This is a genomic window from Amycolatopsis sp. NPDC049253 (assembly GCF_040678995.1).
Taxonomy (GTDB): Bacteria; Actinomycetota; Actinomycetes; order Mycobacteriales; family Pseudonocardiaceae; genus Amycolatopsis.
This window is the reverse complement of the sequence record NZ_JBFAQX010000061.1, coordinates 1-11,969: the sequence shown is the minus strand read 5'-3', so window position 1 is coordinate 11,969 and position 11,969 is coordinate 1. Positions and strand designations below refer to the sequence as shown.

General features: G+C 70.4%; 10 protein-coding genes, 1 pseudogene and 1 riboswitch. Of the genes and pseudogenes, 10 read left to right on the top strand and 1 reads right to left on the bottom strand.

The window, feature by feature from the left end:
• Positions 1 to 351 precede the first annotated feature (351 nt).
• Entirely contained in the window at positions 352 to 873 is a 522-nt protein-coding gene (locus tag AB0K15_RS47605; protein ID WP_364067775.1) for a general stress protein, read from the bottom strand.
• Between the two features lie 224 nt (positions 874 to 1,097).
• Between AB0K15_RS47605 and AB0K15_RS47600 the strand changes: the two genes are divergently transcribed.
• The 10 genes and pseudogenes from AB0K15_RS47600 to AB0K15_RS47555 all read left to right on the top strand — a co-directional run.
• On the top strand, positions 1,098 to 2,465 hold the full coding sequence (locus AB0K15_RS47600) for a glutamine synthetase family protein (RefSeq protein WP_364067770.1): 1,368 nt from the start codon (positions 1,098 to 1,100) through the stop codon (positions 2,463 to 2,465).
• Positions 2,446 to 3,177: a gamma-glutamyl-gamma-aminobutyrate hydrolase family protein gene (locus tag AB0K15_RS47595; RefSeq protein WP_364067768.1), complete on the top strand. Its 732-nt coding sequence runs from the start codon at positions 2,446 to 2,448 to the stop codon at positions 3,175 to 3,177. Before AB0K15_RS47600 ends, AB0K15_RS47595 begins: the two co-directional genes overlap by 20 nt.
• Positions 3,174 to 4,541 carry an aldehyde dehydrogenase family protein gene (locus tag AB0K15_RS47590; RefSeq protein ID WP_364067766.1) on the top strand — a complete coding sequence of 456 codons (1,368 nt, stop codon included), beginning with the start codon at positions 3,174 to 3,176 and terminating at the stop codon, positions 4,539 to 4,541. The genes AB0K15_RS47595 and AB0K15_RS47590 overlap by 4 nt, the downstream gene beginning before the upstream one ends.
• A 5-nt stretch (positions 4,542 to 4,546) precedes the next feature.
• A complete protein-coding gene (locus AB0K15_RS47585; protein WP_364067764.1) occupies positions 4,547 to 5,314 on the top strand; it encodes a 3-oxoacyl-ACP reductase in 768 nt (255 codons plus the stop codon).
• A gap of 155 nt (positions 5,315 to 5,469) precedes the next feature.
• Positions 5,470 to 5,922 carry a hypothetical protein gene (locus AB0K15_RS47580; protein ID WP_364067762.1) on the top strand — a complete coding sequence of 151 codons (453 nt, stop codon included), beginning with the start codon at positions 5,470 to 5,472 and terminating at the stop codon, positions 5,920 to 5,922.
• A gap of 77 nt (positions 5,923 to 5,999) precedes the next feature.
• Positions 6,000 to 6,093: riboswitch (glycine riboswitch) on the top strand.
• Between the two features lie 78 nt (positions 6,094 to 6,171).
• On the top strand, positions 6,172 to 9,063 hold the full coding sequence (gcvP, locus tag AB0K15_RS47575) for an aminomethyl-transferring glycine dehydrogenase (RefSeq protein WP_364067759.1): 2,892 nt from the start codon (positions 6,172 to 6,174) through the stop codon (positions 9,061 to 9,063).
• Positions 9,064 to 9,071: 8 nt separating this feature from the next.
• Positions 9,072 to 10,193, top strand: coding sequence for a glycine cleavage system aminomethyltransferase GcvT (gene gcvT, locus AB0K15_RS47570; protein ID WP_364067757.1), 1,122 nt, complete (start codon positions 9,072 to 9,074; stop codon positions 10,191 to 10,193).
• Positions 10,194 to 10,207: 14 nt separating this feature from the next.
• Positions 10,208 to 10,585, top strand: a complete 378-nt coding sequence (gcvH, locus tag AB0K15_RS47565) for a glycine cleavage system protein GcvH (RefSeq protein WP_360606771.1) — start codon at positions 10,208 to 10,210, stop codon at positions 10,583 to 10,585.
• Positions 10,586 to 11,860: a serine hydroxymethyltransferase gene (gene glyA / locus AB0K15_RS47560; RefSeq protein ID WP_364067754.1), complete on the top strand. Its 1,275-nt coding sequence runs from the start codon at positions 10,586 to 10,588 to the stop codon at positions 11,858 to 11,860.
• A pseudogene (locus AB0K15_RS47555) lies at positions 11,857 to 11,969 on the top strand (lipoyl synthase); the annotation flags it as partial. The gene glyA and the pseudogene AB0K15_RS47555, both read left to right, overlap by 4 nt.

Genomic DNA, 11,969 nt, shown 5'->3' with positions numbered 1-11,969 from the left:
TGTGTGGTCATCCGTCCCACATTCGTCCCATGATCTTGCTTCCCAAGCTGGTCAGAGCGTTTTGCGAGCAGAGGTCGGGGCTGCTCCCCCGGTTCCGTTTACATCCGGGGGAGCAGCCCGGCGCCGCAAAACCGGTGTGCTCAGCGCTGATGGGGTGCGTTGATCCCGACAACCGGTGCCCTGGGGTGCCTGAGGCTGGGGTGGGTCGAACCGGCGGGAGCAAGAGGCGGCCTGCGGGGGAGACGCGCGGTCCGCGTCCTGGGCAGCCCCACCGGACCCGAGGAACACGAGGCAAAAAAGAACTCGGGCGCCCGGGTCCGAGACCCAGGCGCCCGAGCTTCGGGAGCTACGTCAGTGGCCGAAGGCCGAGCGCGCGGCGAGGTCCGCGAGGAGGGCGCGGCCCTTTTCGGCGTTGCGGGGCTGCGACAGGACGTCGTAGCGCTGGGCGACGAGCTGGCTTTGCGAGACGAAGCCGCGCTTGTTGCGGTTGGCCGCGTAGCCCAGGGCGCCGAACAGCAGGTTGAAGGCGACGCCCGCGACGAGGCCGATGACGATGGACAGCAGGCCCGCGGCGGGGTTGAGCAGGCTGAGCACCAGGCCCAGGAACAGGCCGAACACCGCGCCGGACATGGCGGCGCTGCTGAGGACCTTGCTCCAGCTCATGCGGCCCGCGATGCGCTCCACGAGCATCGGCTGGATGCCGACGATGGTGACGTCGCTGATGGGGAAGTCGGTGCCCGCGAGGTGGTCGACCGCCTTCTGTGCCTGCTCGTAGGACTCGTAGGAGCCGATCGGCCAGCCTGTGGGCATGGTCGGGAGCTGCGGCCGCGCCTGCTGCCGGCTGATCGTGGACTGCGTGAATGCTTCTGTCATCCCTCTCACCTCTCTTGTCCCGTCCAACGCCCGAGACGGCGCGTTTGGTCCCGCACCCCTACGATTCACAGATTCTTCTCAGCCGGGCAAGCCGGACATACGAGGCTCTTACGCGGTACTTACTCAAAGGGCTCCGAGACTACCTTTGACCGGATTGACCCCGCGAGCACCGGCCGGTAGGAAGAACCCGCAAAGGATCCCATCCAAACCTTTGGGGCGGTGCCATGGTTGGCAGGCGAGGGTTACTCACGCTCGACGCGCTCCGTGAGCACGTCAAGGCGGGCACGATCGACACGGTGTTGGTCGCGATCACCGACATGCAGGGCCGGCTCCAGGGCAAACGCTGCTCGGCCGAGTACTTCCTGGAAGAGGTCGTGGGCCACGCCACCGAGGCGTGCAACTACCTGCTGGCCGTCGACGTCGACATGAACACCGTGGACGGCTACGCGATCTCTTCGTGGGACGCGGGCTACGGCGACTTCGTGCTGCGCCCCGACTTCACCACCCTGCGCCTCGTCCCGTGGCAGGAGGGCACGGCTCTGGTGCTCGCGGACGTCGAGCGCGTGGACGACGGCGGTCCCGTCGCGGTGTCGCCGCGGCAGGTGCTGCGGCGGCAGCTGGAACGGCTGGCCGAGAAGAAGCTGCAGGCGTTCGTCGGCACGGAACTCGAGTTCATCGTGTTCGACGACAGCTACGAAGCCGCCTGGGACAAGCGTTACCAGGGCATCAAGCCGTCGAACCAGTACAACGTCGACTACTCGATGCTCGGCACCGCGCGCGTCGAGCCCCTGCTGCGCCGCATCCGCAACGAGATGGCGGGCGCCGGCCTGTACCCCGAGTCGGCCAAGGGCGAGTGCAACCCCGGCCAGCACGAGATCGCGTTCCGCTTCGCCGAGGCGCTCGCCACGTGCGACAACCACAGCGTCTACAAGAACGGCGCCAAGGAGATCGCCGCGCAGGAGGGCAAGAGCCTCACGTTCATGGCGAAGTACAACGAACGCGAGGGCAACTCCTGCCACATCCACCTCAGCCTGCGCGGCACCGACGGGTCGGCGGTCCTGCCCGGAGACGGCGACCACGGCTTCTCGCCGCTCATGGAGCACTTCCTCGCCGGCCAGCTGGCCGCGCTGCGCGAGCTGACCTACTTCTTCGCGCCGAACATCAACTCCTACAAACGGTACGTGCGCGGCAGTTTCGCGCCGACGGCCGTCGCTTGGGGCACCGACAACCGCACGTGTGCCCTGCGCGTGGTGGGCCACGGCGATTCGCTGCGCGTGGAGAACCGCGTGCCGGGCGGGGATGTGAACCCGTACCTCGCCGTCGCCGCGCTGATCGCCGCCGGCCTGCACGGCATCGAGAACGAGCTGCCGCTGGAGCCGGAGTTCACGGGCAACGCGTACGGCTCCGACAAGCCGACCGTGCCCACCACTTTGGGTGAGGCCGCGGACGTGCTGGCGGGCAGCCGCATCGCGCGCGAGGCCTTCGGCGACGATGTGGTGGACCACTACCTCAACGCCGCTCGCGTGGAGCGGGAGGCGTTCGAGAAGGCCGTGACCGATTGGGAGCTCATCCGTGGCTTCGAACGTCTCTGAGCACAAACCCGTCATCGGGCTCACCACCTACGTCGAGCAGGCCAAGTTCCTCGCGTGGGACACGGAAGCCACGCTGCTGCACCGCGTTTACACCGACTGCGTGGTGGCCGCCGGCGGGATTCCCGTGCTGCTGCCGCCGTTGACGGACGCGTACGCGAGCCTCGTCGACCGCGTGGACGGGCTCGTGCTCACCGGCGGCGCGGACGTCGAGCCGGAAAAGTACGGCGCCGAACCACATCCCGCCACGTACACGCGCCCGGACCGCGACGCCTTCGAGTTCGGCCTGTTCGAGGCGGCCCGCGAGGCGCGCAAACCCGTGCTCGGCGTGTGCCGCGGGCTGCAGGTGATCAGCGTCGCCCTCGGCGGCACGCTCACCCAGCACCTGCCCGAGTCTCTCGGCGACACCGCGCACCAGCCGGCGCCCGCGACGTTCGGCACCAGCAGCATCACCCTCGTCGACGGCACACGCGCCGCCGCGTTGCTCGGGCCCGAGACGAAGGGCCACTGCTACCACCACCAGGCCATCGACCGGCTCGGCGAAGGCCTGGTCGCATCCGGGCACGCCGCCGACGGCACCGTCGAGGCGGCCGAGCTGCCCGGCGACGAGTTCGTGCTCGGCGTGCAGTGGCATCCCGAGCAGGACACCGAGGACGTCCGCCTGTTCCGGGCCCTGGTCGAGGCCGCAGTCCCAGCAGCAGAGGAGCGCAAGTGACCCAGACGTTCGACGTGATCAACCCCGCCACCGAACAGGTGGTGCGGTCGGTCGCGCTCGCGAGCGCCGAAGAGACCGACGCGGCGATCGCCCGCGCGCACGCCGCGTTCGGAGCCTGGCGAGCCGTCGCCCCCGGCGATCGCGCGCGGCTGCTGCGCCGCTTCGCCGACGCCGTCGAGGCCGACCTCGAGAACCTCGCGCGCCTGGAGGTGACCAACTCCGGCCACACCATCGGCAACGCGCGGTGGGAAGCGGGCAACGTCCGCGACGTCCTGAACTACTACTCCGCGGCCCCGGAACGTCTGATCGGGCACCAGATCCCGGTGCCGGGCGGGGTGAACGTGACCTTCCACGAGCCGCTCGGCGTGGTCGGCGTGATCGTGCCGTGGAACTTCCCGATGCCCATCGCGGGCTGGGGCTTCGCGCCGGCGCTCGCGGCCGGCAACACCGTGGTGCTCAAGCCCGCGGAGCTCACCCCGCTCACCGCGATCCGCCTCGGCGAGCTCGCGCGCGAGGCCGGCATCCCCGAGGACGTGTTCCAGGTCCTGCCGGGCAAGGGTTCGGTGGTGGGGCAGCGGTTCGTGGACCACGCGCTGGTGCGCAAGGTCGTCTTCACCGGCTCCACCGAGGTCGGCAAGCAGATCATGGCCGGCTGCGCGGCGCAGGTGAAGCGCGTGACGCTGGAGCTGGGCGGCAAGAACGCCAACGTCGTCTTCGCCGACGCCGACCTGGAGAAGGCCGCCGCGACGGCGCCGTACGGCGTGTTCGACAACGCCGGCCAGGATTGCTGCGCGCGTTCGCTGATCCTCGTGCAGCGCAGCGTCCACGAGCGGTTCATGGAGCTGCTGGAGCCCGCCGTGCAGGGCGTGGTCGTCGGTGATCCCGGTGCGGACGCGACGGAGATGGGCCCGCTGATCTCCGCGGCGCACCACGCGAAGGTGTCGTCGTATGTCACTGACGCGACACCTGTTGCGTTTCGCGGCAGCGCGCCCGAAGGGCCGGGCTACTGGTTCGCGCCCACCGTCGTCACCCCGGCGAGCCTGGCCGACCCGCTGGCCGCCGACGAGATCTTCGGCCCGGTCGTGGCGGTGGTGTCGTTCGACGACGAGGCCGACGCCATCCGCATGGCCAACCACACCGACTACGGCCTGTCCGGGTCGATCTGGACGCGCGACGTCGGGCGGGCGTTCCGCGTCGCGCGCGGGGTGGAGTCGGGGAACCTTTCGGTGAACTCGCACTCGTCGGTGCGGTACTGGACACCGTTCGGCGGGTTCAAGCAGTCGGGCCTCGGCCGCGAGCTGGGCCCCGACGCGCCGACGGCCTTCACCGAGACGAAGAACGTTTTCCTGAGCACGGAGGATTGAGAGAGATGGTGCAGCGTTTCGAGGGCCGCGTCGCCGTGATCACGGGCGGGGCCAGCGGCATCGGCCTCGCGTCGGCGCGCCGCCTGGCGAGCGAGGGTGCGAAGGTCGTGATCGGCGACCTCACGCCCGAGGGGGGCAAGGCGGCGGCCGACGAGGTCGGGGGCCTGTTCGTGCAGGCCGACGTGACCGATCCCGAGCAGGTGGAAGCCCTTTTCCAGACCGCCGTGGACCAGTTCGGCGCGGTCGACGTGGCGTTCAACAACGCCGGCATCTCGCCACCCGAGGACGACTCCATCCTCACCACCGGCTTCGAGGCGTGGGAGCGCGTGCAGCGCGTGAACCTCACCTCGGTCTACCTGTGCTGCAAGGCCGCGCTGCCGCACATGCAGCGCCAGGGCAAGGGCTCGATCATCAACACGGCGTCGTTCGTGGCCGTGATGGGCGCCGCGACCTCGCAGATCTCCTACACCGCGTCGAAGGGCGGGGTGCTCGCGATGAGCCGGGAGCTGGGGGTGCAGTTCGCGCGGGAGAACATCCGCGTCAACGCGCTGTGCCCGGGACCGGTGAACACGCCGCTGCTGAAGGAGCTCTTCGCGAAGGACCCGGAACGCGCGGCGCGGCGGCTGGTGCACGTGCCCGTCGGCCGGTTCGCCGAGCCGGAGGAGATCGCGGCCGCGGTGGCCTTCCTGGCCAGCGACGACGCCAGCTTCATCACGGCCTCGCAGTTCCTCGTGGACGGTGGCATCTCCGGCGCGTACGTCACTCCGCTGTAGACAGCCGCAGCCGACCGGCATTTTCACCGCTGAACGACGTCACCGGGACGGGTTGATCTTCCGCCTGTTCCGGTGGCGACGCCCCCTGTCCGGTTTCGCGGTGGGTAGACCGGAACAGTGGCGACCGGCCGGGTCGCCCGGTCCGGGAGGGTGCCATGCCGATCCGCGAAGCGTCTCCGATGCTGCAGGAGGTCGCCGACCTCTGCGAACTGTGCCGGGTGCGGTGCGAACGGGCGTTCGCGCGGCCGGCCGAGCCCGGCAGCGAGCTCGCCACGATGGGACCGGTCATGCTCGCGGCTGCGTCGATGTCGCGCCTGTGCGCGGACACACTGGATCGGTGTTCGGGCATGGCCGCCGAGGTCGCGATGGTGCGCATGTCCGTGAAGGCGATGTGCGGCGAGGCCGCGCGGCTGCTGTCGCTGTGCGCGCAGTCCTGCCTCGCGACCGACGACGAGGAGCTGCGCGACCTCGCCGTGCTGCTCACGCGCTGTGCCGATCTGTGCGCGTTGCTGGCCGGTCCGCCGAAGATCACGAAGGTCCCCGTGACGCTCCCCGCCCAGAGCCGTCACCTGCGCACCTTCAGCCGTGGCTCGGTGGGTGTGGCGTGAACCGTCCGAGGTAGACTGACGCGCAAAGCGGCAGGTACGGTGGCCGTCAACAGCATCCAATTCAATACCGGGCCGTTCGAGCAGGAGCGGGAGAGCCCCCATGAGACCGGTGGGGCACCGAAGGAGCAAACTCCCCGGAATCTCTCAGGTACCCACTACCGCTTCGCGCGAGGCCACTCTGGAAAGCAGGCGCACCCGCGCCTCACCCAAGGTGAAAGCCGCGCTGCGCGGTGAAACTCTCAGGTGCCCATGACAGAGGGGGAGTTCCCAGCGCACCGCTGCGCCCGGTGCCCGGCCCGAGGAGCTCCCATCACCTCCACACCGTTCGACGCCCGCCACATCGGCCCCGCCGAGGCCGAGCGGGCCAAGATGCTCGCCGAATGCGGTCACCGAAGCCTGGACGCCCTCGTGGAAGCGGCCGTCCCGTCCGCCATCCGCACCACCCGTGACCTGAACCTGCCCGCGGCCGCGTCCGAAGAGGAAGCCACCGCCGAGCTGCGCGCGCTCGCGGCGCTCAACCGCCCGATGACGCAGATGATCGGCCTCGGCTACTCCGACACCGTCACGCCGGGCGTGATCCGCCGCAACGTGCTCGAGAACCCCGCGTGGTACACCGCCTACACGCCGTACCAGCCGGAGATCTCGCAGGGCCGGCTCGAAGCGCTGCTGAACTTCCAGACGATGGTCGCCGACCTCACCGGCCTGACCACCGCCAACGCGTCGATGCTCGACGAGTCGACCGCCGTCGCCGAGGCGATGACGCTGATGCGGCGCTCCTCGAAGTCGAAGTCCAACGTGATCGTGCTCGACGCCGAGTGCCTGCCGCAGACGATCGCGGTCGTGCGCACGCGCGCCGCGGCGCTGGGCATCGACGTGCAGGTGCGCGACCTGCTCACCGGGCTGCCGGAGGAGTTCTTCGGCGTCGTCGTGCAGTACCCCGGCGCGTCGGGCGTGCTGCGGGGGCGCGGCTTCTACCACGCCATCTCCGAAGCCGCGAAGGCCGCGGGCGCCCTGTACACGGTGGCCGCCGACCTGCTCGCCCTCACGCTGATCACCTCGCCGGCTGAGTTCGGCGCGGACGTCGCCGCGGGTTCGACGCAGCGCTTCGGTGTGCCGCTGGGCTACGGCGGTCCGCACGCCGGGTACCTGGCCGTGCGCGCCGGGCTCGAGCGTTCGCTGCCGGGCCGGCTGGTGGGCGTGTCCGTGGACGCCGACGGCAACATGGCGTACCGGCTCGCGCTGCAGACCCGTGAGCAGCACATTCGCCGCGAGAAGGCGACGTCGAACATCTGCACCGCGCAGGTGCTGCCGGCCGTGCTCGCCGCCATGTACGCCGTGTACCACGGCCCGGACGGCCTGAAGGCCATCGCGACCCGCGTGCACCAGCTGGCGGCGGGCTTCGCCGCGGCCCTGCGCGAGGGTGGCGTGGAGGTCGTGCACGAATCGTTCTTCGACACCGTCGTCGCGCACGTTCCCGGCCGCGCCGCCGAGATCCACGCGGCCGCGCGCGAGGCGGGCATCAACCTCGGGCACGTCGACGCCGACCACGTGCGCGTGGCCTGTGACGAGGTCACCCGGCCGGACATCCTCGCGCAGGTGCTGCGCGCGTTCGGCGTGGACGCCGAGTGGGCCACCGCCACCGCACTGCCGAGCGGCATCGTGCGCGAGAGCGGCTTCATGGCCCACGAGGTGTTCAGCACGCACCGCTCCGAGACGTCGATGCTGCGCTACCTGCGCAAGCTCGCCGACCTGGACTACGCGCTCGACCGCGGCATGATCCCGCTGGGCTCCTGCACGATGAAGCTCAACGCCACCACCGAGATGGAGCCGATCAGCTGGCGCGAGTTCGCGGGCATCCACCCGTTCGCGCCGGCCGAGGACGCCGAGGGCTACCACCGGCTCGTGGCGCAGCTGTCCGGCTGGCTCGCCGAGGTGACGGGCTACGACCAGGTTTCGTTGCAGCCCAACGCCGGCAGCCAGGGTGAACTCGCGGGCCTGCTCGCCATCCGCGGCTACCACCACGCCAACGGCCAGCCCGAGCGCGACGTCTGCCTGATCCCGTCGTCCGCGCACGGCACCAACGCGGCTTCGGCGGTGCTCGCCGGCATGCGAGTCGTCGTCGTGAAGTGCACCGACGAGGGCAACGTCGACCTCGAGGACCTGCAGGCCAAGGTGGACGCGAACCGCGAGACGCTCGCGGCGATCATGGTCACCTACCCGTCCACCCACGGCGTCTACGAGCACGGCATCGAGCGGCTCGCCAAGATCGTGCACGACGGCGGTGGCCAGGTGTACGTGGACGGCGCGAACCTCAACGCGTTGCTGGGCCTGGCGAAGCCGGGTGAGTTCGGCGGCGACGTGTCGCACCTGAACCTGCACAAGACGTTCTGCATCCCCCACGGCGGGGGCGGCCCCGGCGTCGGCCCGGTCGCGGTGCGCGCGCACCTCGCGCCGTACCTGCCGAACCACCCGCTGCTCGACGCCGCGGGCCCGGCCACCGGCGTCGGCCCGATCAGCGGCGCGCCCTACGGCTCGGCGTCGATCCTGCCGATCTCGTGGGCGTACGTGCGCATGATGGGCGCGCCCGGCCTCACGGCGGCCACGAAGGTCGCGGTGCTCGCCGCCAACTACGTCGCCGCCCGGCTGTCGCCGCACTACCCGGTGCTCTACACCGGGCAGGACGGCCTGGTCGCGCACGAGTGCATCCTCGACCTGCGCGGCATCACCAAGGACACCGGCGTGACCGTCGACGACGTCGCGAAGCGGCTCATCGACTACGGCTTCCACGCGCCGACGATGTCGTTCCCGGTCGCGGGCACGCTCATGGTGGAGCCCACCGAGAGCGAGGACCTCGGCGAGATCGACCGCTTCTGCGACGCGATGATCGCCATCCGGCACGAGATCGACCAGGTCGCTTCCGGGCGCTGGACCGCGGAGACGAGCCCGCTGCGCGCCGCCCCGCACACGGCGGAGACGCTGGTGGGCGAGTGGACGGCCGACTACGACCGTGAGCTCGCGGTGTACCCGGCGGGTGTGTCGCGCAAGAACAAGTACTGGCCGCCGGTGCGGCGGATCGACGGGGCGCGCGGAGACCGCAACCTCGTCTGCTCCTGCCCGCCGCTCAACGCGTACGAAGGCTGAGTTTCTCCGTGGTTGAAACGAACGCAGCGAAAGAGACTTCCCTGCACGCGGTCCACAAGGGACTGGGTGCGCTGTTCACCGACTTCGCGGGCTGGTCGATGCCGGTCCGCTACGCCAGTGAGCTGGCCGAGCACAAGGCCGTGCGCGAGGCGGCCGGGCTGTTCGACCTGTCGCACATGGCCGAGATCCACGTCCGCGGCGCGCAGGCCGCCGACGTGCTCGACCACGCGCTGGTCGGCAACCTGACCGGCGTGAAGCCGGGCCGGGCCCGTTACACGATGATCTGCGACGCCGACGGTGGCGTGCTCGACGACCTCGTCGTGTACCGGCTCGCCGACGAGGAGTACCTGGTCGTGGCCAACGCCGGCAACGCCGACGTGGTCGCCGAAGCGCTGGCCGAGCGCGTGGCCGGGTTCGACGCCGTGGTGGAGAACCGGTCCGCGGACACGGCGCTGATCGCCGTGCAGGGCCCGCGCGCGGTCGACGTGCTGGCCGCGGTGACCGACGCGGACCTGGGCGCGCTGAAGTACTACGCGAGCGTGCCTGCGGTGGTGAAGGGGCACGAGGTGCTCCTGGCCCGCACCGGCTACACGGGTGAGGACGGCTTCGAGCTGTTCGTGCCCGCCGCCGAGGCGCCCGCGTTGTGGCGCATCCTGAGCGAGGCCGGCGAGCCGCACGGGCTCGTGCCGTGCGGCCTGGCGTGCCGCGACACGCTGCGGCTCGAGGCGGGGATGCCGTTGTACGGCAACGAGCTCACGCGGGAGCTCAACCCGTTCGCCGCCGGTCTGGGGCGCGTGGTGAAGTTCGAGAAGCCGGGTGACTTCGTGGGCCGCGCCGCGCTGGAGGAGCTGGCGAAGGCCGACGTTCCGCGCGTGCGGGTCGGGCTGCGGGCCACCGGTCGCCGGGCGCCGCGGCACGGTTACGCCGTGGTCTCCGGCGACGCGTCGGCGGGCTCCCAGAACATCGGCACTGTGACCAGTGGTGCGCTTTCGCCGACGCTGGGTTACCCCATCGCGATGGCCTACGTCGATCGGGCGTACGCCGAGCCTGGTACGAAGCTTTCCGTCGACATCAGGGGCAGGATCGAGCCCGTCGAGGTCGTCGCCCTGCCCTTCTACTCCCGAGCCTAAAGGACCCAGATTCCGTGAGTATCCCCCAGAACCTGTCCTACACCAAGGAACACGAGTGGCTGTCCGTCGTCGACGGCGTCGCGACCGTGGGCATCACCGCCTTCGCCGCCGAGTCGCTCGGTGACATCGTGTTCGTGCAGCTGCCCGCCGTGGGCGGCACGGTGACCGCGGGCGAGGTGTTCGGCGAGGTCGAGTCGACGAAGTCCGTGAGCGAGCTGTACTCGCCGGTGAGCGGCGAGGTCGTCGAGGTGAACGAGACCACATCGGACACCCCCGAGATCGTGAACTCCGACCCGTACACCGAAGGATGGCTCCTGAAGGTGCGGCTCACGGGCGACGTCCCGGAGCTGCTCGACGCCGCCGCGTACGCCGCGCTCACCCAGGAGAACTGAATGACGACGTTCGACGCCCACCTGTCCGATGTGGACCCGGAGGTCGCCGCGGCCGTCGCGGCTGAGCTCGACCGCCAGCAGTCGACGCTGGAGATGATCGCGTCGGAGAACTTCGCGCCCGTCGGCGTGCTCGAGGCGCAGGGCTCGGTGCTGACCAACAAGTACGCGGAGGGCTACCCCGGCCGCCGCTACTACGGAGGTTGCGAGTACGTCGACGTGGTCGAGCAGCTGGCCATCGACCGGGCGAAGGCGCTGTTCGGCGCCGAGCACGCGAACGTGCAGCCGCACTCGGGCGCGCAGGCCAACGCCGCGGCGATGTTCGCCGTGCTGAAGCCGGGCGACACGATCCTCGGCCTCGACCTGGCCCACGGTGGCCACCTGACGCACGGGATGAAGATCAACTTCTCGGGCAAGCTCTACAACGTCGTGGCCTACCACGTCGACAAAGAGACCGGGATCGTCGACCTCGCCGAGATCGAGCGGCTGGCCGTGGAGCACAAGCCTAAGCTGATCATCGCGGGCTGGTCGGCCTACCCGCGTCAGCTCGACTTCGCGGAGTTCCGCCGCATCGCGGACCTGGTCGACGCTCGCCTGATGGTGGACATGGCCCACTTCGCGGGCCTGGTGGCCGCGGGGCTGCACCCGTCGCCGGTGCCGCACGCGGACATCGTCACCACGACCACGCACAAGACGCTGGGCGGCCCGCGCGGCGGCCTGATCCTGTGCCGCGAGGAGCTGGCGAAGAAGATCAACTCGGCGGTGTTCCCCGGTCAGCAGGGCGGGCCGCTGGAGCACGTGATCGCGGCCAAGGCCGTGGCGCTGAAGATCGCGGCGAGCGACGAGTTCCGCGAGCGGCAGGAGCGCACGCTCGAAGGTTCGCGGATCCTGGCCGACCGGCTGTCGCGTTCGGACTGCGCCGAGGCGGGTGTGCGCGTGCTGACCGGTGGCACCGACGTGCACCTGGTGCTCGTGGACCTCGTGCAGTCCGCGTTGGACGGTCAGCAGGCCGAGGACCGGCTGCACTCCGTGGGGATCACGGTGAACCGCAACGCGGTGCCGTTCGACCCGCGGCCGCCGATGGTCACCTCCGGCCTGCGCATCGGCACGCCGGCGCTGGCCACGCGCGGGTTCGGCGCGGAGGACTTCGCCGAGGTCGCCGACGTGATCGCCGAGGCGCTGAAGCCGGACTTCGACGACGCCGTGGCGCAGACGCTGCGCGGGCGCGTGGAGCTGCTGGCGAAGAAGCACCCGCTGTACTCGGACCTGTCGCGATGAGCGCGCAGCCCGAGGGGCGGAAGTTGCTGCGGCTGGAGGTCCGCAACAGCGAGACGCCGATTGAGAAGAAGCCGTCGTGGATCAGGACGAAGGTGCGGATGGGGCCGGA